This is a genomic window from Arthrobacter castelli DSM 16402, from assembly GCF_000430705.1.
Taxonomy (GTDB): domain Bacteria; phylum Actinomycetota; class Actinomycetes; order Actinomycetales; family Micrococcaceae; genus Arthrobacter_C; species Arthrobacter_C castelli.
The window spans coordinates 217,271-238,656 of record NZ_AUMN01000001.1 but is presented as its reverse complement, the minus strand read 5'-3'; the positions used below and the strand labels follow the sequence as shown (position 1 = coordinate 238,656).

21 protein-coding genes and 2 tRNA genes are annotated in these 21,386 nt (G+C 65.6%); 14 read left to right on the top strand and 9 right to left on the bottom strand.

The features are described 5' to 3' along the window. Positions 1–79: 79 nt before the first annotated feature. Positions 80–154, top strand: a tRNA-Lys gene (locus H535_RS0101265). Positions 155–427: 273 nt separating this feature from the next. Here H535_RS0101265 and H535_RS30245 read toward each other — a convergent pair. Next, entirely contained in the window at positions 428–1,048 is a 621-nt protein-coding gene (locus H535_RS30245; protein WP_081416359.1) for a MarR family transcriptional regulator, read from the bottom strand. 116 nt (positions 1,049–1,164) lie between these two features. Here H535_RS30245 and bcp point away from each other — a divergent pair, with 116 nt between their 5' ends. The 4 genes from bcp to H535_RS0101240 all read left to right on the top strand — a co-directional run bounded on the left by bcp (position 1,165) and on the right by H535_RS0101240 (position 5,198). After that, positions 1,165–1,635 carry a thioredoxin-dependent thiol peroxidase gene (bcp, locus tag H535_RS0101255; protein WP_026818104.1) on the top strand — a complete coding sequence of 157 codons (471 nt, stop codon included), beginning with the start codon at positions 1,165–1,167 and terminating at the stop codon, positions 1,633–1,635. Between the two features lie 137 nt (positions 1,636–1,772). After that, positions 1,773–1,854: transfer RNA gene (locus tag H535_RS0101250), tRNA-Leu, on the top strand. 107 nt (positions 1,855–1,961) lie between these two features. Beyond that, positions 1,962–3,614 (top strand): ABC transporter substrate-binding protein, encoded by a 1,653-nt coding sequence (locus H535_RS0101245; protein WP_245580102.1) that lies wholly within the window; start codon positions 1,962–1,964, stop codon positions 3,612–3,614. Positions 3,615–3,704: 90 nt separating this feature from the next. Then, a complete protein-coding gene (locus tag H535_RS0101240; protein WP_026818102.1) occupies positions 3,705–5,198 on the top strand; it encodes a malate:quinone oxidoreductase in 1,494 nt (497 codons plus the stop codon). A gap of 20 nt (positions 5,199–5,218) precedes the next feature. Here H535_RS0101240 and H535_RS0101235 read toward each other — a convergent pair whose 3' ends face one another. Beyond that, positions 5,219–5,890 (bottom strand): phosphoribosyltransferase, encoded by a 672-nt coding sequence (locus tag H535_RS0101235; RefSeq protein WP_026818101.1) that lies wholly within the window; start codon positions 5,888–5,890, stop codon positions 5,219–5,221. A gap of 110 nt (positions 5,891–6,000) precedes the next feature. Between H535_RS0101235 and H535_RS0101230 the strand changes: the two genes are divergently transcribed. The 3 genes from H535_RS0101230 to H535_RS0101220 all read left to right on the top strand — a co-directional run bounded on the left by H535_RS0101230 (position 6,001) and on the right by H535_RS0101220 (position 8,010). Further along, positions 6,001–6,297 (top strand): DUF503 domain-containing protein, encoded by a 297-nt coding sequence (locus H535_RS0101230; RefSeq protein ID WP_026818100.1) that lies wholly within the window; start codon positions 6,001–6,003, stop codon positions 6,295–6,297. 110 nt (positions 6,298–6,407) lie between these two features. Continuing rightward, positions 6,408–7,502 carry an LLM class flavin-dependent oxidoreductase gene (locus H535_RS0101225; RefSeq protein ID WP_026818099.1) on the top strand — a complete coding sequence of 365 codons (1,095 nt, stop codon included), beginning with the start codon at positions 6,408–6,410 and terminating at the stop codon, positions 7,500–7,502. 76 nt (positions 7,503–7,578) lie between these two features. After that, positions 7,579–8,010, top strand: a complete 432-nt coding sequence (locus H535_RS0101220; protein ID WP_026818098.1) for a MarR family winged helix-turn-helix transcriptional regulator — start codon at positions 7,579–7,581, stop codon at positions 8,008–8,010. Between the two features lie 192 nt (positions 8,011–8,202). Here H535_RS0101220 and H535_RS0101215 read toward each other — a convergent pair whose 3' ends face one another. After that, positions 8,203–9,006 carry a transglutaminase-like domain-containing protein gene (locus tag H535_RS0101215; RefSeq protein ID WP_026818097.1) on the bottom strand — a complete coding sequence of 268 codons (804 nt, stop codon included), beginning with the start codon at positions 9,004–9,006 and terminating at the stop codon, positions 8,203–8,205. Positions 9,007–9,121: 115 nt separating this feature from the next. Here H535_RS0101215 and H535_RS0101210 point away from each other — a divergent pair, with 115 nt between their 5' ends. Continuing rightward, positions 9,122–10,048: an oxidoreductase gene (locus H535_RS0101210; RefSeq protein WP_026818096.1), complete on the top strand. Its 927-nt coding sequence runs from the start codon at positions 9,122–9,124 to the stop codon at positions 10,046–10,048. 369 nt (positions 10,049–10,417) lie between these two features. Here H535_RS0101210 and H535_RS0101205 read toward each other — a convergent pair whose 3' ends face one another. The 5 genes from H535_RS0101205 to H535_RS22770 all read right to left on the bottom strand — a co-directional run bounded on the left by H535_RS0101205 (position 10,418) and on the right by H535_RS22770 (position 16,184). Beyond that, positions 10,418–11,557, bottom strand: coding sequence for a cysteine desulfurase family protein (locus H535_RS0101205; RefSeq protein WP_026818095.1), 1,140 nt, complete (start codon positions 11,555–11,557; stop codon positions 10,418–10,420). Between the two features lie 6 nt (positions 11,558–11,563). Continuing rightward, positions 11,564–12,448, bottom strand: coding sequence for a carboxylating nicotinate-nucleotide diphosphorylase (gene nadC, locus H535_RS0101200; protein ID WP_425387250.1), 885 nt, complete (start codon positions 12,446–12,448; stop codon positions 11,564–11,566). 124 nt (positions 12,449–12,572) lie between these two features. After that, complete coding sequence (gene nadB / locus H535_RS22775; RefSeq protein WP_051298294.1) at positions 12,573–14,120, bottom strand: L-aspartate oxidase; 1,548 nt, start codon at positions 14,118–14,120, stop codon at positions 12,573–12,575. After that, positions 14,117–15,403 (bottom strand): quinolinate synthase NadA, encoded by a 1,287-nt coding sequence (gene nadA, locus H535_RS0101190; protein WP_026818093.1) that lies wholly within the window; start codon positions 15,401–15,403, stop codon positions 14,117–14,119. The genes nadB and nadA overlap by 4 nt, the downstream gene beginning before the upstream one ends. After that, positions 15,381–16,184, bottom strand: a complete 804-nt coding sequence (locus H535_RS22770; RefSeq protein WP_081416357.1) for an NUDIX hydrolase — start codon at positions 16,182–16,184, stop codon at positions 15,381–15,383. The genes nadA and H535_RS22770 overlap by 23 nt, the downstream gene beginning before the upstream one ends. A gap of 228 nt (positions 16,185–16,412) precedes the next feature. Here H535_RS22770 and H535_RS0101180 point away from each other — a divergent pair, with 228 nt between their 5' ends. Continuing rightward, positions 16,413–16,724, top strand: a complete 312-nt coding sequence (locus tag H535_RS0101180) for a hypothetical protein (protein ID WP_026818092.1) — start codon at positions 16,413–16,415, stop codon at positions 16,722–16,724. A gap of 116 nt (positions 16,725–16,840) precedes the next feature. Here the strand turns inward: H535_RS0101180 and H535_RS0101175 are convergent, their stop codons facing one another. Further along, positions 16,841–17,311, bottom strand: a complete 471-nt coding sequence (locus H535_RS0101175) for an Lrp/AsnC family transcriptional regulator (RefSeq protein ID WP_026818091.1) — start codon at positions 17,309–17,311, stop codon at positions 16,841–16,843. A gap of 297 nt (positions 17,312–17,608) precedes the next feature. Between H535_RS0101175 and H535_RS22765 the strand changes: the two genes are divergently transcribed. The 4 genes from H535_RS22765 to H535_RS0101155 all read left to right on the top strand — a co-directional run bounded on the left by H535_RS22765 (position 17,609) and on the right by H535_RS0101155 (position 21,386). Continuing rightward, the gene (locus H535_RS22765) at positions 17,609–18,958 is read left to right on the top strand and encodes an amino acid permease (RefSeq protein ID WP_035768049.1); all 1,350 of its coding nucleotides are present in this window, start codon (positions 17,609–17,611) and stop codon (positions 18,956–18,958) included. Next, positions 18,955–19,968, top strand: coding sequence for a thiamine pyrophosphate-dependent enzyme (locus H535_RS0101165; protein ID WP_026818090.1), 1,014 nt, complete (start codon positions 18,955–18,957; stop codon positions 19,966–19,968). The genes H535_RS22765 and H535_RS0101165 overlap by 4 nt, the downstream gene beginning before the upstream one ends. A 121-nt stretch (positions 19,969–20,089) precedes the next feature. After that, positions 20,090–21,061: an alpha-ketoacid dehydrogenase subunit beta gene (locus H535_RS0101160; RefSeq protein ID WP_051298383.1), complete on the top strand. Its 972-nt coding sequence runs from the start codon at positions 20,090–20,092 to the stop codon at positions 21,059–21,061. Further along, on the top strand, positions 21,054–21,386 hold the full coding sequence (locus tag H535_RS0101155; RefSeq protein ID WP_026818088.1) for a biotin/lipoyl-containing protein: 333 nt from the start codon (positions 21,054–21,056) through the stop codon (positions 21,384–21,386). Before H535_RS0101160 ends, H535_RS0101155 begins: the two co-directional genes overlap by 8 nt.

Genomic DNA, 21,386 nt, shown 5'->3' with positions numbered 1-21,386 from the left:
GGAAGAATCCTGCTAGTCTTACATGTCGTTGCCGCAATTCGCTCAGGTGCCCATCACCGGCGGAACGCGGAGTGGGAATGCGCCTCTAGCTCAATGGCAGAGCAATTGACTCTTAATCAATGGGTTCCGGGTTCGAGTCCCGGGGGGCGCACCAGGGAAGCCCGTCCGACCGGTAGGTTGGGCGGGTTTTTTCGTTTCGACCGGGCGTTCGGGGGTTAGCAGCACGAATGTGTGCGTGGGATCGGCATGTCATCGTCGTGGTTGCACTCCGCCCAAACACGGCCTTCGCCGTTCCGCCAGGGAGTAAAAAAGCGGCGAAACGCCCCATTAGTGCATCGGGAGGGGCACTTTTACTCCCGGCCGAACATCCCGATGGCCAAGGCTAAATGAGGCATTCGATCGCCACCGGGCAACGGCCGCCGGACGTTCAGCCTGCCTGGGTGCCGTCGGTTCCGTTTCGCTTCTCGCCAAAGGTGCCGTCGTCCTGTTCGGCAGGTTCATCCGGCTCCGCCGGCGGCAATTCCTCGGCCAGCTTCTGTTTCGCGCTGTCGTCCAGCTCGGGCGGAGTACCTGCGGCCGGTGCCGCAGGTTTGACGGCCTCCTCCACACCCTTGCCCGAGTCGACGTCCCAGCGCGCATCCGCCAGGGACTTGATCACTGACTGAAGCCGGTTTCGCAGGTCGTCGGAAGAGAGCTGCCCGCCCGGCACCAGTGACGTTTCAAGCTCCTGTGCGGAAGCGAGCACTGAGCGTCCATGATCGGTGATGGATACCTGGTGGCTTCGCCGGTCCTGGGAGCTTCGTGAGCGCTCAATGTGGCCATAGGTTTCCAGACGCGAGAGGGTTTTACCCATGGTTTGGGCCTGCACATGCACGATCTGGGCCAGTTGAGCCTGAGTCATCGTGCCGTGCCCGGCAAGCACTTCCAGAGCTATTACCCCCGCGTGGGTGACCCCAATGCTTGCCAGTTGCTCATTCCACGCGTGCTCGACCAGCCGCGCTGCTGTTGAGAGAAGGCGGCCGGTCGGCCACAATTCCATATCTGGCATACTTGCCACTATAACCTGACATATGGGCGAAATTGGCTAGAACTGCTAAGTAACCTTACATATTTTCCAATTTTTATTGTAGCAACACCCGCCCCACCGGTCACCAGGAAGGATCCATGAGCAACCGACTTTCAACAGGGGACACCGCCCCGGACTTCACGCTCGACGACGCCACGGGTGGGACGGTTTCACTCGCCGATTACCGCGGCGGCAATGTGGTGGTGTACTTCTACCCCGCCGCGGCCACACCGGGGTGCACCACAGAGGCCTGCGATTTCCGTGACAACCTCAATTCCCTCAAGTCGGCCGGATATACCGTTTTGGGCATCTCCCCGGACCCGGCCAAGAAGATCGCCAAGTTCACCGAAGATCAGTCGCTGAACTTCCCGCTGCTCTCGGATGAGGACCATTCCGTCGCGGAGGCATGGGGCGCCTGGGGGGAGAAGAACAACTATGGCAAGGTCACCCAGGGCCTGATCCGGTCCACCGTCGTGGTCGACGCCGAGGGCAAAGTGGCACTGGCACAATACAACGTCCGCGCCAAGGGCCATGTGAACAAGCTGCGGCGGGACCTGGGCCTCGACTGATCCCCTGTGCCGGCCGGGAACTGCCGCACCAGGGCGACGACGGCGGTCCGGGCCGGCCGCAGCAGGCCGACGACGGCAGCGGGTAGACTTATGCTCGTCCGCGGTGTGTGGCACGGTCCGCGCCGCAGGACTGCAGAGCGCGAGTGGTGAAATTGGTATACACGCCAGATTTAGGTTCTGGTGTCTTCGGACGTGCGGGTTCAAGTCCCGCCTCGCGCACTCCCCCTTTCACCTAAACTGAGCAAAATAGTTTCCAAGCCGAACGGGGTGGTGGCGCGGTGCGACGTACCGGATGCGGTCGCGCGCCGACAGCAGTGACTGCCATTGTGACGGCGGCCGCAACGGCGTTGACTCTCGCAGCGTGCACCCCCGATACTCCCCCACCGCAGGTCCAGGAGCAGACCTCCTCAGCGGCCGCCGTCGAGCCCGGCACCGAACCGAAGGTGGACACCACGTTTACTTTCGCCACCGCTGCGGATCCGGCCGGGCTGGATCCCGCCATCGAGGTCGATAACGCCTCCTACCGGGTCACCCGGCAGATTCTGGAAACGCTTGTCACCGTCGACCCGGTGACCGGTGAACCCGTGCCGCAGCTGGCTACGGACTGGTCCAGAAGTGATGGCGGACGCAGCTACACCTTCGAACTGCGCGACGGCGTCACTTTCCATGACGGCGCCGAGTTCGACGCCGAGGCCGTCTGCTTCAATTTCGAACGCTGGTTCACGCTGCCGGGCTCCGTCCGGGACGAACGGTCCAGCCTGCAGTTCCAGACAGTGTTCAAGGCGTTTGCCAATGCGCCCGACCTATCCGCATACCAGGACTGCGTGGTTCAGGGGGAGCACAAATTCACCCTGGAACTCAACGAGCGCTACACCGGACTGCTGCCGGCGCTGACCATGCCGGCGTTCGGAATTTCCTCTCCCGCCGCGTTGAAGGCCGGCCACGCAGACGTGTTGAACCACCAGCGCGACGGCCACCGGCTGTCAGCGTACGGGCTGCACCCGGTGGGCACCGGACCGTACACCTTCGAATCATGGTCCGGCGACGACGTCGTGCTGAAGTCCTACAAGGACTATTGGGGCGACCGGGGGCAGATCCGCAAGATCATCTTCACCACCATGTCCGACGCCGCGCTGCGGCAGGAGGCACTCAAGGACGGCCGGATCGACGGGTACGACCTGGTCACTGCCGATACCTTCGAGCCACTGGCCAAGGCCGGAATGAAGGTGCTGTTGAGGGACCCGTTCTCGGTGCTGTACATGGGCATCAACCAGGATTTCGGGGCCCTCGACGATCCGAAAGTACGCCAAGCGCTCGCCCATGCAATCGACAAGCAGCAGCTCGTGGATACCCTCTTCATCGACGGCACCGAACCGGCAGGCAGTTTCCTGCCGCAGCTGTTCGATATCACGGCGCCTCAGGCGGCCCAGTACGAGCACGATCCCGAAAAGGCCCGGAAGCTGTTGGAGGAGTCCAGCTACGACGGCGGCGAGATCCCCTTCTACTATCCGCTCGACGTCAGCCGCGCGTACCTGCCGCGGCCCGAACGGGTGTATGCCCTGCTCAGCCGCCAACTGACCGCCGCCGGATTCAATCTCAAGCCCGTCCCGATCGAGTGGTCTGACGGTTACCTGCAGAAGGTGCAGTCGAACAGCCCACACGGGCTGCATTTACTCGGCTGGAGCGGCAGTTACCAGGATCCTGACAATTTTGTCGGGCCGCTGTTCGGCAGCGAGTCCGAGGAGTTCGGCTTCACCAACGAGCACCTGTTCAGCATGATCGACAGGGCTCGTACTTTGCCGGCCGGCGAACAACGGACAAAGGTTTACCAGAACATCGAAACGGAGATCAGCGCGCAGGTCCCGGCGGTTCCGCTGGCCTTCCCGATTTCGGCGCTGGCCCTCTCGCCCAGGGTCGAGAGCTACCCCGTCAGCCCGGTGCTCGACGAGGTCTTCAATGAGATCGTCCTGACTGAGTAGAGTGCAGACCGGACCGGGGCGGGATTTAGGGTTCCGCCGCACCGCGCGGTACGCTCATAAGGGCCAGCCGCGTTGCTAATGGAGAAGAATTTGACTGCCAGAACCCATTCCGTAAACCCTGCCGGCACTGCCGACGTCGTCCTCATTGGCGGAGGCACCATGAGTGCCACGCTGGGTTCAATTATCCGCCAGCTCGAGCCGGAGTGGGACATCAGGCTCTTCGAACGACTGGACCGCGCCGGGATGGAAAGTTCCGATCCCTGGAACAACGCGGGAACCGGCCACTCCGCCTTGTGCGAGCTGAACTACACCCCCGCCGGCCCCGACGGTTCCGTGGACCCGGCCAAGGCGGTCGGCATCAATGAACAGTTCCAGGTCTCGCGCCAGTTCTGGTCTCATATGGTGGCCAATGGGCACATCGGGTCCCCCAAAAAGTTCATCAACCCGCTGCCCCACATGAGTTTCGTGTGGGGCGACGACGGCGCCGAGTACCTGCGCCGCCGCTACGAGGCGCTGAAGCCGCAGCCGCTGTTCGAGGGCATCGAACACACCGAGGATCCCGCCACGGTCTCCGACTGGGCACCGCTGCTGATGTCGGGCCGGGACAGCTCACAGCGCGTCGCGGCCTCCCGCGTGCCGGGCGGCACCGACATTGACTTCGGGGCACTGACCCGCGAGCTGATCGGCTATCTGGAGAAGAACGACGTCGGCCTGAACTTCGGCACTGATGTCACCGACGTGGAACGCGGCAGCGACGGCCGGTGGGAAGTCTCGGTCGAGGACCGCGCCACCGGGGAGAAATATACGGTGCGCGCCCGGTTCGTCTTCATCGGTGCCGGAGGCGGCGCATTGCACCTGCTGCAGCGCACCGGCATCGAAGAAGGCAAGGGCTTCGGGGGCTTCCCTGTCGCCGGTCAATTCATGCGCTGCACCAACAGCGACATCGTCGACCAGCACCTGGCAAAGGTCTACGGTCAGGCATCCGTCGGCGCCCCACCGATGTCGGTGCCGCACCTGGATACTCGCTACGTCAATGGAAAGCGTTCACTGCTCTTCGGCCCGTACGCCGGTTTCTCCACCAAGTTCCTCAAGCGGGGCTCGTTGATGGACCTGCCAATGTCGCTGCGCCCGTCCAACATGATCCCGATGCTGGCGGCCGGCAAGGACAACCTGGGACTGACCAAGTACCTGATCAGCGAGGTGCTCAAGAGCCGCGCGTCGAAGGACGAGAGCCTGCGCGATTTCTACCCGGAAGCCAAGTCCGGCGACTGGGAACTGATCACCGCCGGCCAGCGCGTCCAGGTGATCAAGAAGGACCCCAGGAAGGGCGGCGTGCTGCAATTCGGCACCGAGATGATCACCGCCGCCGATGGCTCTATCGGCGCGTTGCTGGGAGCCTCCCCCGGCGCTTCCACCGCAGCGCCGATCATGTTCGGCATGCTCAAGCGGTGCTTCCCGGCACAGTTCGAGTCCTGGGAACCGAAGCTGAAGGACATGATTCCCGGCTACGGCATCCGGCTGAATGAGAATCCGGAGTTGGCCCGGGAGATCATGGCCGAGACGGCCAAAACCCTGCAACTGTAGTGTTCCGCGCCGCCAAGCAGCTAATGGCGGCTTAAGATTACCTGGACTTCCTCGTTGCTGGTCTGGCCAAAGTCGCGGTAGGCGGATCCCACCGAACCCAGCGCGTCCGTGACGAAGATGCCAACGACGTCGTCCGCCAGTTCCTCCAGCTCGATACAGGTCTGCCGGGCCCCGACCGGAACCGCGGCGACCAGGCGGTGAGGCTTGAACCGGCGGGCAGCGGTCAAGGCCGCCTTCATGGTGGACCCGGTGGCCAGCCCGTCGTCGATGATGATCACGGTGCGTCCGTCCACCCGCACCGGCGGTCTGCCCTGCCGGTACAGTTCATTGCGGCGCTCCAGTTCGTCCCGTTCCCCGGCGGCAACTGTGTCGAACTCGCCGCCAGGATCACCGGCGCCGGGCAACTGCTGCAACACCGTCTCATTGCGCACCGTTTCAACGGAACCGGCCAGCATGGCCAGCGCGCCCATGGCCAATTCCGGATGCGCCGGCACGCCGACCTTGCGCACCACCAGGACATCGAGTTCGGCGTTCAGCAGCTCGGCCGCCTCGGCCGCCACCGGCAATCCGCCCCGAGGCAAGGCCAGGACCAGCGGGCGGTCGTTGGATTCGTCCGACGTGCCGGACAACACATTCTTCAGCTCCGCGGCCAGCTCAATGCCGGCCTGCTTCCGGTCGTGGAAACGCGGCATCACGCACCTCCTTGGTGCAGGTGGTCACATCTTCACCGTACCCGGTCGTAAGGGGACTTTGTATAGTGGACGAAGGATTGATTGCCCATGGAGGTCGGCTGGGAGCACGCATGTGGATCGGATGGATTGAGCTGGACGTGCTGCTGGGCGACGTCCACTCCCTGAAGGGCAAACGGTCGGTGATACGTCCGATCATCAGTGACGTGCGCCGGAAGTATTCGGTATCGGTGGCTGAAGTTGATGCCCAGGATCTGTACCGCCGGTCCGTGGTCGGTGCCGGTCTGGTGGCAGCGAGCCGTGCCCACGCCGTTGAGGTGCTCGACGCCGTCGAACAATTTGTTGCCTACCGGCCGGAGCTGGAGCTGCTCACGGCACGGAGACGAATTATCGCCAGCGATGACGCGTAGCGGGAACATTGCCGGACGATGGCGGGAACAAACAACGGCAGGGTACTGTTGGATTAGATGCAAACGCATACACTTTCCCGGTGGCACGGCCGGGCATTGAAAGGACTTCCATGCAGATCGGCGTATTTTCAGTTTCCGATATCACCCGGGATCCCACCACCGGGAAGACCCCTACCGAGCAGGAGCGGATTAAGTCCGCCGTCGCCATCGCCAGGAAGGTCGAAGAGATCGGCATGGACGTCTATGCCACCGGCGAGCACCACAATCCGCCGTTCTTCGCCAGCTCCCCGACCACCCTGCTGGGCTACATCGCGGCGCAGACCGAGCGGATCATCCTCTCCACCGCCACCACGCTGATCACCACCAACGACCCGGTGAAGATCGCCGAGGACTACGCCATGCTCCAGCACCTCGCCGACGGTCGGGTGGATCTGGTGATGGGCCGCGGCAACACTCCCCCGGTCTATCCCTGGTTCGGCAAGGACATCCAGAAGGGCATTGAGCTGGCCGTGGAGAACTACCACCTGCTGCGGCGGCTGTGGGACGAGGACGTGGTGAACTGGCAGGGCAAGCACCGCACACCACTGCAGGGCTTCATGTCCACGCCGCGGCCCCTCGACGATGTGCCGCCGTTCGTCTGGCACGGCTCCATCCGCAGCCCGCAGATCGCCGAGCAGGCCGCGTATTACGGCGACGGGTTCTTCGCCAACAACATTTTCTGGCCGAAGGAACACTACATGCAGCTCATCCGCCTCTACCGCGAGCGCTACGAACACTACGGCCACGGCGCGGCGGACCAGGCCATCGTGGGGCTGGGCGGTCAGTTCTTCATGCGGAAGAATTCCCAGGACGCCGTCCGGGAGTTCCGTCCGTACTTCGACAACGCACCGGTCTACGGCGGCGGACCTTCCATGGAGGACTTCACCGCGCAAACCCCGCTGACGGTCGGCAGCCCCCAGGAGGTCATCGAGAAGACGCTGACCTTCCGGGAGTACTTCGGCGATTATCAGCGCCAGCTCTTCCTGGTCGACCACGCCGGGTTGCCGTTGAAGACTGTGCTGGAGCAGCTGGACCTGTTCGGCGAAGAAGTGCTGCCGACGCTCCGGAAGGAATTCGCAGACCGGAAGCCGGCTCATGTGCCCGACGCACCCACCTTTGAAACCAGAAAGGCCGAACGTGCCAACCAGCAGCAAGTCACCAGCTAAAGCCAACGACGACGGAACGCGCCAGGATGCTCCGGCCGGGGATACTGCCCGGTCGGAGGCCCCATCAACCGACCATCTGCGCGCCGCCACCGACGCGTGGGAGTCGCTCTTCCGTGCCCAGGTGTCGGTGATGCGGCTGCTGCAGGCCGACTCCGCGTTCAAAAACCTGGCCATGCGGGAATATGACGTGCTGTTCAACCTTTCACGCTGCCCGACCGGATGGCTGCGCCTGAACGACTTGAACTCCAAGTTGCTGATGAGCCAGCCGAGCCTGAGCCGGATGGTCGAACGGCTCGAAGCCAAGGCCCTGGTGGAGCGCAAGCAGGCACCCGAGGATCATCGAGGCGTGCTCCTCGGGTTGACCGAAGCAGGCGCCGCGCTGCAGAAGAGCATCGGCCGCGAACATGTACGTGCCATCGGGCGGATCGTGGGCGGCGCCTTGAGCCAGGATGAACTGGCGCAACTCGAGGCGTTGACGATGAAACTTCGGGCCAGCATCGGCGACTAACCCCGGTCCCGACCCCGAGGTAACTGCCTTCCCGTGACGCCGAGGTAGCTGCTTTCCCGTGAGTCAGCGGGTTGCAACCCGCTACCTCACGGCTCAGGCGCTACCTCGGCGTTGGGGCGCCACCTCACGGCTCAGGCGCTACCTCGGTGTCGGGGTGTTACCTCGGCGACCCGGTTCCCCCCACCGTCGTGCCTAACGCAACCGGACCAGTTCCCCGCCGTCGTCGGATGGCAGCTGGTCCACGGTGGCGTTGACGCGCATCTGCTTCAAGGTCAGCCCGCCGCCGACGGTGGACAGGAACGCCGTGTCGGCGCCGTCGCGGCCGGTGCTGATCCGCACCATCGACTCGCGCGGAGCCATACCCGTCGCATCGATGGCCTGCCAGGTTCCATCCACGTACGCCTCCACCACGGCGTGGAAGTCCATCGGACTCAGTCCGGGCGCGTAGACCGCCGCCAGCCGTGCCGGGATGTCGCGGGCCCGCAGCACCGAAATCACCACATGCGCGTAGTCGCGGCAGACACCCCGGCGCTGCAGGTACGTTTCCACCGCCCCGTCCGTCGGCCGTGAGGAACCCGCCACATAGCTGAATTCCTCGTGCACCCACCGCCGCAAGGCGAGGACCAGGTCCGCCCCGGACAGTCCCTTGAACTGCGCGTAGGCGAACGGCAGCAGCTTGTCGGATTCGCAGTACCGGCTGGGCCGTACATAGCGGATCCGGTCCATCTCAGCGTCGGGGCCGGGCTCCGCGCTTCCGACCACCCGTGCGGTGTAATCGACGGTGACCGACGCCGGTTGGTCCAGCTTGAGGGTATGCATCCTGCCCCCATGCACATCCGCCAGCTCGCTCATTTCGGCCGGTTCGTCGTCGACCCTGACATCCATGGTCTCGTCAATTCGCTGGTAACCGCCCAGGCGCGCCACCGCGACGGCCATGGCGATCGACGTGTGCTTCGAAGTGGTGAAGGACAGGTGGGCGGAGACGTTGCGTTCCATCGGCAGGCTCCTTGATGCTGACTGACGCACACAGGAATCAGTATGCGGCGGACGTTAATGCGCCCTCCGTCCAGCGTATCGGCCTATGCTGGAGACGAGCTCATCAGGAGAATCGATGCACACGTTCACCCCCGAAGGCATTCCGGATCTGACCGGAAAGCGCGCCATTGTCACAGGCGCCAACAGCGGCCTGGGCCTGCAGACCTCGCTGGCGCTGGCTGCCAAAGGCGCATCGGTGATGCTGGCCTGCAGGAATCCCGAGCGCGGGCAGCGGGCGCTCGAGCACGTGGCCGAGGCGACAGGTTCGGCGGTGTGCACCACCGGCCAACTGGACTTGGCCAGCTTGCAGTCCGTGCGCAGCTTCGCCGGAGCCTGGCACGGGCCGCTCGACATCCTGGTTAATAACGCCGGGGTGATGGCCACCAACCTGAGACGCACCGAGGACGGATTTGAGCAACAGCTCGGCATCAACCATCTGGGACATTTCGCGCTCGGCGGCCTGCTGCTGGCACAGCTGCGCGAATCGGCGGACGCCAGGGTGGTGACCGTCTCCAGCCTCGCCCACCGACGCGGTTCGATCGACTTCGACGACATGAACAGCGCCCGGCGTTACCGGCGGTGGGGCGCCTACGGCCAGAGCAAGATCGCGAATCTCTATTACACCGTGGAGTTGAACCGGCGGCTCGCGGCCAACGGGGACACTGTCACCGTCGCGGCGGCCCACCCGGGTCTGTCCCGCACCGGCCTGTTCACCGGCGGCGGGAGGATCACTGCAGAGATGATGGCATCCCTGGTCCAGCTCATTGGCCAGCCGGTATCGGCCGGAGCGTTGCCTATCCTGTATGCGGCCGCGTCCCCTCACGTCCACGGCGGGGATTTTTACGGGCCCGACGGCGCAGGCGGGTTGCGCGGGCGTGTCACCTTGTCCGCACCGGTACAGCAGGTACTCGACGAAGAAACCGGCCGCCGGCTGTGGGAGCACAGCGAAGAGATGACGGGCGTGCAATACGACGGGCTATCCGCACTGTCCGACGGCGGGTGACCCGCGCGGTCGACTACATCGTCGGGGCCACCGCCGCTACCGCCGGTTTGCCGCGCTGCCGGGTGGCCACGTCGCTGTGAGAGCCGGACCCGCCGGTTTGGAACGCCCTTCGAACAGGGATTAACACTAACGTGGTCCTCCACCCCGCGACACGCCGCATTCCACACACGACACGCCGGACCAGCCCGTCCTTGGTGTTATCCCCTGTTCCGTCCGTTGGTCAGCCCGAACTCGCTATGGCGGGGCCCTCGCCGGGAAAAGGGACACCCTGCCGGGCAAAGTGGCCAGTCCCCGCAGGTGCGGCGGTCGGGCCGGTTCCTGCACGTGAAGCGGACGGCCGGCCCCGCCGGCGGGTCACCGCACGTGCGGCTAACCCAGCCGGTGCATGGTGGCGACCGAGGCGACGGCCGCTTCCGCCGCGGCGTCGAGTTCGGCGTCGGTGATGGACGCGGTGAAGCTGAAGCGCACGGCGGTTTGTGCCACCTCCGCGTCGATGCCCAGGGCCGTCAGCACAGGCGATGGCTCATCCGATCCCGCCGCACACGCTGACCCGCTGGAGGAAACGTAGCCGAGCCGTTCCAGTTCCAGCAGCACCGATTCGCCGCTGGTGCCGGGAAAGCAGAACGATGCGATGGATGACAGCCGCCGGGTGGGATGGCCGGTGAGGATGGCGCCGTCGACGCCGTCCAGCACCCTGGCAATGAACCGGTCCCGCAGCTCCGCCACCGGCTGTGCAACCTGTGGCCGCTGCTGCTCGGCCAGGGTCAACGCGCTCGCCATCGCCACCGCGCCGGCAACGTTTTCGGTACCGGAGCGCCGGCCGCGCTGCTGTCCGCCGCCGTGGACCAGCGGCTCGGTGCGCAGCCTCCCCCGCAGATACAACGCGCCGCAGCCCTTGGGAGCCCCAAGTTTGTGCCCGGCCAGGCTCAGGGCGTCCACCCCCAGCGCCTTCACGTTGACCGTTTCCCACCCGGCAGCCTGCACCGCATCGGTATGAAACGGAACGCCATGCTCTTTAGCCAACGCAGCCAGCTCGGCGATCGGCTGGACCGTCCCGACCTCGTTGTTCGCATACATCACCGTGCACAGCGCCGCCCCCTCGCCCAGAGCATCGGCGAACTTTCCAGTATCGACCAGCCCGCCGCCGTCGACCGGAACCCGGGTGATCCGGAAGCCGTGGTGGCGGGCCAGGTAGTCGCAGGATTCGTCCACGGCCGGATGTTCGATGGCGGTGGTGACGATGTGCTTCGGGCCGTCGCTGGCCAGGGCGATGCCCTTGATGGCCTGGTTGTCGGCCTCGGTGCCGCCGGAGGTGAAGACAACCTCGCCGGGCCGGCACCCGAGCACCTTGGCCACGTCCTTCCGGGCCGCGTCCAGTCCGGCGGCGGCGGCCTCCCCCACCGTGTGGTGGCTCGACGGGTTGCCGAATTGGCCGGTCAGGTACGGCCACATCGCCTCCAGCACCTCCCGGCGGACCGGTGTTGTGGCGGCAGCGTCAAGATACAGCATGATGTCCTACAGTTCGACGTCGATGTCCAGGCCAAGGTCCAGGGAGCGGACGCTGTGGGTCAGGGCGCCGACCGAGACGACATCGACGCCGGTGCGCGCTATGGCCCCGACGGTCTCCAGGTTGACGGATCCGCTGGCCTCCACGACCGCCCGGCCCGCCACCAGCTGCACGCCTTCGACGAGTTCATCGGTGGTGAAGTTGTCCAGCATGATGACGTCGACGCCGGCTGCGGCCACCGCTTCGATCTGGTCCAGCCGGTCGACCTCCACCTCGAAGCAGACGGTGTGCGGCAACTTGGCCTTGGCCTGGCGCAGCGCCGTGGTCAGGTCGCCGGATCCGTTCCGGGTCAGCACCGCAAGATGATTGTCTTTGGCCATCACCGCATCCGAGAGTCCGAAGCGGTGGTTGTGTCCGCCGCCGCAGCGCACCGCGTACCGTTCCACGGCCCGCAGCCCGGGCGTGGTTTTGCGGGTGTCGGCGATCCTCGCATTGGCGCCGGCGGCCGCCACATACCCGGCAGTGGTGGTGGCGATCCCGCTCATCCGCTGCAGCAGGTTCAACCCCACCCGCTCGGCGGTCAGCACGGAACGGGCGGGCCCGGAGACCGTGGCCAACTGCGTTCCGGCGCCGAAGCGCCCGCCGTCCGCCACGTGGAACCGGACGGTGATGGCCGGATCCGTCAGCCGCATGGCGGCGGCAAACACTGCGCTGCCGGCGAGCACACCGGCCTCCCTGGCGGACAGCCCGGCCGTAGCACGCACGCCGTCGGGGACCAGCGCCGTGGTGGTGATGTCACCCCAGGGCGCGTCTTCGGCGAGCGCCGCCTCCACCACGGTGTTCAGTGTCCGCTCGTCAAGGGGCAGGATGCCGGCCGGGTCCACCGGGTCCACCGCCAGGACGCTTCCTGCCCCTGCGCCATCAGCGGCCGGTTCCGCCAGCGGAGAGGCTGCGGTCGTTTGCTCTGCCAAAGTTCCTCCTGGAATATCTCCGGTCATGCTGCCGGACGGGGGTGCGTCATCGTGCCGCAAATGTGAGATGGCGGACGCGTCCCGGTTTCGGGTAGTCGGACCGATAGTGCGCACCCACCGAATCCGCCCGTTGCCGGGCGGCGGCGACCAGCAGCCGCGCCGCCAGCAGCAGGTTGGCGTCTTCCCTGTCCTGCGGGCCTGCCGGGGAACGGTGCCACTGCGCCAACTGTTTGGCCGCTACGGCGAGGGAACCGTCGTCGCGCGTTAACGCCGCGTTGGCCGACATCAGCCGTTGAAGCTCCACACGAGTGAACGGCTCGCCGTCCGCCTCGGCCGGAAGGCGCAGCGGTTCGGCGTCGAACTCCGGCCACGGCCCGGGGCCGCCGGAGGTGATGTGCTCGACCGTACGCCGGGCGAACACCAGCGCTTCGAGCAACGAGTTGGACGCCAGCCGGTTGGCCCCGTGCACTCCCGTGCATGCAGCCTCGCCCGCCGCGTAAAGCCCGGGCACCGAGGTGCGGCCCCACAGATCGGTGGTGATGCCGCCCATCCAGTAATGCGCGGCGGGTTTAACCGGCAGCCATTGGGTGTCCCAGTCGAATCCGTGCTCGCGGGTGCGGCGGTCCAGGGTGGGGAACCGGCGGGCGAGGAACCCGCTACCGTGGCGGGCGGCGATGCCGGTGGCATCCAGGAAAACCGCGGGTTGTTCCCCATCGGGCCCCAGGGCCTGCAGCCGCCGGGCGATCCCGCGGGCCACCACGTCCCGCGGGGCCAGTTCGGCGTCCGGATGGATATCCGCCATGAACCGGTGCCCGTCGCCGTCGCGCAGCACCGCCCCTTCGCCGCGGACGGCCTCGGAGATCATGAAGCCACCGGGAACGTCGAGCCAGGTGGGGTGGAACTGGAAGAACTCCAGGTCGCTGACCGCGGCGCCGGCCCGCCAGGCGGCGGCCAGCCCGTCTGCGGTGGCCACGGCCGGGTTGGTGGTGTGTTCGAACAGCTGCCCTGCTCCCCCGGTGGCGAGGACGACGGCACCGGCAGCTATGGTTTGCACCGCGCCATCGCGTTCGACAGTGACGCCGGATACCGCACCGTCGGTGCAGCGGATGCCGTTCAGCCGGGTGTGTTCGAACACCGTCACGGCATCAGAGGCCCTGACGGCTGCGGTGAGCGCGGCCACCAGGCTCGCGCCGGTGGCATCGCCGCCGGCGTGCAGGATCCGGGGGGCAGAGTGCGCCGCTTCCAGCCCCAGCGCATAGAACTGTCCTTGGCCGAAGGTGGACCCGTCGAAACCGACCCCGAACCGGCGTAGTTGGTCGATGTCGTCCGCGGCCGCCGAACACAGCAGGTCAACGGCTTCCGGGGCATTCAGCCCGGCACCGGCGCGCATCGTGTCGCCGCGGTGGGCGGCGACAGTGTCACCGGCCGCGGCCCGTTCCGGGTGCAGCACGGCCGAAATTCCACCCTGCGCACAGGAGGTGTTGCTGTCGGACAGGGACGCCTTGCTGATCAGCACCACTTCGGCGCCGCGTTCAGCGGCGATCAATGAAGCGTACAGTCCGGCCGCGCCGGAGCCGACGACGGCGGTGGTCATGGCTTCGCCGCCAGCATCCGCTCCAGTGCGACCGTGGCCGGGGCGGAGACATCACCGGGCACGGTGATCTGGTTCCGCACCTCGCCGTCGACCAGCCCCTCCAGCACCCAGGCGAGATAGCCCGGGTGGATCCGGTACATGGTCGAGCAGGGGCAGATCACCGGATCCAGGCAGAAAATGGTGTGCTGCGGGTACTCGGCCGCCAGCCGGTTCACCAGGTTGATCTCGGTGCCGATCGCAAACGTGGTCGGCTCGGTCGCCGCGGCGATCGCCTTGCGGATGTAGTCGGTCGATCCCGATTCGTCCGCGGCGTCCACCACCGGCATCGGGCATTCGGGGTGCACGATCACCCGCACATCCGGGTAGTCCTCTCTGGCCTTCTCGATCTGCTTGACGTTGAACCGCTTGTGCACCGAGCAGAACCCGTGCCACAGGATGACCTTGGAGTCGTTCAGCGTCTGCTCGTCCGAGCCGCCGAAGGGCTTGCGGGGGCTCCACATCGGCATCTGCTCCAGCGGTATGCCCATCGCCTTGGCGGTGTTGCGGCCCAGGTGCTGATCCGGGAAGAACAGCACCCGCTGCGCCCGCTCGAACGCCCAGTCCAGCACCGTCGCGGCGTTGGACGAGGTGCAGACAATCCCACCGTGTTCGCCGCAGAAACCCTTCAGCGCGGCCGAGGAATTCATATACGTCACCGGCATCACCGGCATCCGACCGTCCTCGTCGGGCTCGGTGCCGAAGAGTTCCTCCAGCTCCTCCCAGCATTCGGTGACCGAGTCGATGTCGGCCATATCCGCCATCGAACATCCCGCCGCGAGGTTCGGCAGGATCACCTTCTGCTCCGGGGCGGACAACAGGTCCGCCGTCTCGGCCATGAAGTGCACGCCGCAGAACACAATCGCCTCAGCCTCGGGCTTGTCCCGGGCGGCCTTGGCCAGCTGGAAGGAATCACCCACGAAGTCCGCGTACTGCACCACCTCATCCCGCTGGTAGAAGTGCCCGAGGATCATCAACTTCTCGCCCAATTTCTCCTTGGCAGCCGTGATCCGCGCGTCGAGCTCCTCCTGCGGAGCCTGACGGTATTCATCCGGCAACTGGCCCTGAACCGGCGTCGACGACGGCGCGGTGTCGTCCATCGAGGCCCCGGGACCGTAGGATGGCTCGCCGGGCAGATCGAAGGCCCACGGGCCTTTGGCCAGGTCATCGCTGCACGTGGATGTGCCGGTGTTCGCCTGTTCGGCCGCTTCACGGGTGATCAGTTCAATGCTGGTCGCTACGGACATGCTTCACTCCATTACTCTGTGTTTGATGGTCAGCACCGCCACTGCCGGCGGCAGCGGCCGGTTCCGGCCTGTAGCGGTATAAGCGTGGCGGTCGATGGCGGCCGCCCTGAAGGTATTCGTCGGTGGGTTCAATATCGCGGGCACCGCGCAGTTGCCGGCGGAAATTCGCCGGGTCCAGGCGTTTATCAAGCACCGCCTCGTACACCTCGCGCAACTGCGCCAGCGTGAAGCGGTCACCCAGGAAGTGGTAGGCAATAGAGCCGTATTCCATCTTGTTCCGCAGCCGCCATAAGGCGTACTCGACAATTTCGTTGTGGTCGAAGGCCAATTCCTCCAGTCCGTCCGCCCGGAACCAGCGCACATTGTCGGTTTCTTCTGCCATGGCCGCCGCCTCGGCCTGGACCAGCGCCCAGTACACAATGCTGACCACGCGCTCGGCCGGGGAACGGTCGACGGCGCCGAAGCAGTACAGCTGCTCGAGGTAGCCCGGCTCCAGCTGCGTGGTTTCTTTCAGGTTCCGCCCGGCCGCTTCCACCAGCGATTCGCTTCTGGCCAGCGGGCCCCCGGGCAGCGCCCATTTACCCCGGTATGGTTGGCGGATCCGGCGCACCAGGGGCAGCCACAGCGTCGGCCGGCCGGAGGTCACGCTGGGCCGCAGCGCGAAAATCACCGTGGAAATAGCCAACGACGGCGGCACGAACTGCCGTTCCGTGACATTGGCTGCGTTGGTGTACACACCGTCTCCCCGGGTCGCTCTGAGTCGTCCGTGTCGTCTGATCATGTAAAGGTCATCTTGACTTTAAGTCATTCTAGACCCGCCGGGGCATCTGCACCAATCGAAGGGGTGAAATATGACGCCCGCGATCATCGCACCGGCCGACCCGGGCTCCCGCCAGGCAGGCACCGTCTCATTTAGCTCTCATATATGACGCCTACGCTCGGTGGAGGAAGCTGGAGAGAAAACGGAACGCCTGAATACGCATTCCGACGAAGACAAGGAGCAATTCCAATGGAGACCCAAAACTTGCGGAAACTGGCCGCCATCGTCGCCTTAAGCGCCCTGTTCCTGGTCGGCTGCGACAACAACACGGAGAACGAGGACGGCTCGGGCGACCAGGTGGAGCAGCAGCAGGAAACCAACCAGCAGGACGGCGATGACGATCAGGATGGCGGCGACGACAGCCAGGACGATCAGGATGGCGGCGACGATGGCGCTGGCGACCAGAACGACGGCGACGGCCAGGACGATCAGGATGGTCAAGATGATGCGAATGACGACCAGGGCGGCGGCAACGACAACCAGGACGACGACGGCAACTGACCGGCCCTCCCCGCTCCGTCAGTCTTTCGGAGGCCTGCTCCGAACGAAATGCACCCGTTCTCGGCGCGAGTGAGTTCAACGTGGAGAGGCTTCGGCGCAATGTCTGCCTCAGGGATTCAGGGCATCCGGGTGGTTTGCACCAGGGGCAGTGACCGATCCTGGAAGTGGGTATTCAAGACGAGCGTGGACGAGGATCTCACGACCATCCGGGTGGCGACGATGCTGTCGATGACGCGCTGCAGATCCGGATTGGAGCGGGCAACCACTTTCACCAGCAAATCACTGCCGCCGGAGACGGTATGGACCTCCTGCACCTCCGGGATGGAGGCCAACTTGTCGGCCACGACGTCGTGCCCGCTGTCCTGCTCGATGGTCAATGAGCAAAAAGCCATCACCGGATAGCCCAGGCTGGACGGATCGATTTTCGGCCCCCAACCACTGATCACGCCGCCCTTCGTCATCCGGTCCAGACGCGCCTGGACCGTCGCCCGGGCCACGGAGAGAATCCGCGAAGCCTCCAACACCGGGATCCGGGGCTGTTCGGTGAACAGTGTCAGGATCCGGCGGTCCAATTCATCCAGTTCCATCCGAGGCTCCTTGTCCCGGCGGGTGTGCAGGCCCGCACCGTCGATCGCTTTACATTTTGCACATCCAAAGTGTGCCCTACGCCACCATAGTGCACATTGTGCTCAAATTTTGGTGACGAGATTGCACACACCTCGTCAGGTGAATAGCGTCACAGCGTAGATCGCGTTTCCAACTTCGCAAGATTGCAGTTTCCTGTACGCCAACCTACGGAGCTTTCAAAGGTGACAGCCACCCCGCAGCAACAAACCACGGACCACGGATCCCCCGCCGGCAACGAGCCCGGCCTGGGACGGAAGATGAAATCCCGCCACCTGGTGATGATGAGCCTGGGCAGCGCCATCGGCACCGGGCTCTTCGTCGGCACCGGTGCCGGGATTGCCGCCGCCGGACCGGCCGTGCTGCTCTCCCTCATCGTGGCCAGCACACTGGTGATCCTGGTGATGCGGATGCTCGGCGAGATGGCCGCCGCCAACCCGAACAGCGGCGCGTTCTCGGTGTACGCCGAAAAGGCCATGGGCCGCACCGCCGGTTCCACCGTCGGCTGGCTCTGGTGGATCCAGCTGGTCGTGGTGGTTGCCGCCGAGGCCACCGCCGCGGCAGCCATCCTGAACTCGATGTGGCCGGTGCTGCCCCAATGGGTGCTGGCTCTGGTGTTCATCGCCGGCTTCACCGCCATCAACTTGTTCGGCGTCTCCAAGTTCGGCGAGATGGAATTCTGGTTCGCGATCCTCAAGGTCGCCGCCATCGTGGTCTTCCTCGCCGTCGGCGCCGCGCTGCTGTTCGGTTTGCTGCCCACCGCCGACTCCCCCGGCCTGAGCAATCTCTTCGAACACGGCGGCTTCATGCCCAACGGCCTCAGCGGCATCGCCGCCGGGCTGTTGGTGGTGATCTTCGCCTTTGGCGGCACCGAGATCGTAACTGTTGCCGCGGCGGAAACCGAAGACCCCGAGCGCAACGTGGGCAAGGCCATCCGCACGGTGCTGTGGCGGATCCTGGTGTTCTACATCGGCTCAGTCATCATCATGATCACCGTGCTGCCCTGGAACTCCGAGCAACTGGGCGCCAGCCCCTTCGTCGCCGTGCTGACCTTCGCCGGACTGCCCGGAATGCAGACCGCCATGGGCGTGGTCATTGCCATTGCGCTGCTGTCGGCACTGAACGCCAACCTCTACGGCGCCTCCCGGATGATCTATTCATTGAGCGAACGCGGCCGCGCTTCGGCCCGCCTGTCGAAGTTGTCCTCCAAGGGCGTGCCGCAAACGGCCGTGCTGGCCTCGGTCGGGTTCGGCTTTATCGCCGTCGTGCTGAACTACCTGTGGCCGGAGACCGTGCTGAACATCCTGCTCAACGCCGTCGGCTCCACCATCCTGCTGATCTGGGGGTCGTCGATCATTTCGCAGATCATCCTGCGACGCCGCGCCGACCGCGACCCGGATGCGCACCTGCCCCTGAAAATGTGGGCCTTCCCCTACCTGTCCTACGCTGCGCTGGCGATCCTGGCCGGCATCGTGGCACTGGCCCTGTTCGACCCCGCAGCCAGGACCCAGCTGCTGGCGACCGCCGCACTGACCGCGGTGATCGCGCTGGTGAGCTGGATGCGGGACCGGCGTTCCGCCGTCGACCACCTTGTGAAGGAGTCAGCATGAATTTCAGCAACGAAACGCTCAAAGAGCTGTACCGGTTGATGGTCTCTGTCAGGCACGTGGACCAGGCGGCCGTCTCGTGGCAGCGCCAGGGCCTGCTTCCGGCCTACGCACCGGAACTGGGCCAGGAGGCGGCCCAGGTGGGTAGCGGCTATGTCGTGGACACCTCGCGGGACTTCGTCTTTCCCACCTACCGCGAAATGGGCGTGGCCCGGGCGATGGGCGTGGACATGGTCGAGTACATGTCCACCCACAAGGCCACCTGGCACGGCGGCATGTACAACCCGGTCGAGACCCGGCTGGCCCCGATTCAGGCCGTCGTCGGCGGCTCGGTGCTGCATGCGGTCGGCTGGGCCCATGGTGCCCGGCTCAACGGCCCGGACGACGACGGCACGTACCCGGTGGCCATGACCTACTTTGGCGACGGGGCCAGCTCCCAGGGCGACGTCCACGAGGCAATGAATTTCGCCGCTGTGATGGCCGCACCGGTGGTGTTCTTCGTGCAGAACAATGGGTGGGCCATCTCCGTGCCAACCGAGCGGCAGGTAGCCGGCGGCTCCGTCGCGGCCCGCGCCGCCGGCTACGGCATGGAGTCGGTGCAGGTGGACGGGGACGACGTCGTCGCCGTCGCCGAAGCAACCTCCCGCGCCTTCGAACACGCCCGCGCCGGCAAGGGTCCCATGGTGGTTGAAGCGATGACTTACCGCCGCGGCCCGCACTCGACCAGCGATGACCCGGGCCGTTACCGCACCTTGGATCAGGAACGGGACGACGCCGGCGAGGACCCGGTGACTCGGCTGCGGAAGCGGCTGGAGGCCGACGGCGTGGCCGACGAACCCTTCTTCACCCGGGCGGTCGAAGACGCCAAGGCCGAAGCGGAACAGATTCGGGCGGGCATTGAGGCACTCGGCTCCCGGCCGGGGTCGGAGATGTTCGAGTACGTTTTCCAGGAATCGACGCCGGCCCTTCACGAGCAGGCACGGCAGTGGCGAGAGGAGTCCGAACATGTCTAACGAGGTAGCCGAAGACATCCAGCCGGCTGGGTCTCCACCACCGGTGGTCGACCAAGGCGCTCCGCGCCGCGCGGAGACCCGCGCGGAGACCCGCGCGGAGACCCCGGGCAACACGGTCACCATGTCCATGCAGCAGGCGCTGAACCGGGCGTTGACCGAGACCCTGGAGGAGAACCCGAAGACGCTGGTCTTTGGTGAGGACGTCGGCCGGCTCGGTGGCGTCTTCCGGATCACCGACGGGCTGCAGCAGAAGTTCGGCGCGGACCGGGTGTTCGACACCCCACTGGCCGAATCCGGCATCCTGGGCATGTCGGTGGGTCTGGCCATGGCCGGCTGGCATTCCATTCCGGAGGTCCAGTTCGACGGGTTTGCCTACCCCGCCACCAACCAGATCATTTCCCAAATCGGGCGGATGAACTACCGCAGCCGCGGGACCATGCCAATGCCCATCACCCTGCGCGTTCCCAGCTTCGGAGGCATCCGCGCACCCGAGCATCACGGCGAATCCCTCGAGGCTCTGTTCGCGCACGTGCCCGGGCTGAAGGTGGTGTCGCCGTCGAGCCCGCATGAGGCGTACCACCAGCTCAAGTACGCCGCCACGCGGCCGGACCCTGTGATGTTCATGGAGCCGAAGTCGCGCTACTGGCAGAAGGGCACCGTCGACCTGGACAACGCAGGCACCCGCACAGGTGCCGCCGTCGTCCGCGAAGGCAAGCACGCCACCCTGGTGGCGTGGGGGGCGATGGTGTCCCGCTGCCTGCAGGTGGCCGAGCTGGCCGCCGAAGACGGTGTCGAGCTGGAAGTGCTGGACATGCGCTGGCTCAAGCCCATCGACGCTTCAGCCCTGGCGGCGTCCGTGTCCAGGACGCGGCGCGCCGTCGTCGTCCATGAAGCACCCCGGACTTCCGGACTCGGTGCCGAGGTGGCTTCGACCGTTACTGAACAGTGCTTCAAGACCCTGAAGGCCCCCGTTGAGCGGGTTACCGGTTTCGATGTACCGTACCCTTCAGGTGATCTCGAAGACGAGTACATTCCCAACATTGATCGGATCCTCTTCGGGGTCCAGCGAGTATTGGAGTATCGCCGTGGCTGAACTTTCCTTCCCCCTTCCCGACCTCGGCGAGGGCCTGATCGAGGCGACCGTGCTGGAGTGGCTGGTGTCGGCCGGCGACCAGGTCGAGCGGAACCAGCCCCTGGTGGAGGTTGAAACGTCCAAATCCTCCGTCGAGCTGCCGTCCCCGCAGGCCGGCAAGGTGGTCAAGACTCACGGTGAACCTGGGGAAACGATCAACGTGGGAGAGCCGCTGATCGTCTTCGAAGTGGCCGATGACACCGCCGGCATCGTCGGGACCGTCCCGGCCGAGGAAGCGCCTAAGCGCCGGGTACGGCTCAGCGCACTGCCCGACGACGAGGACTAG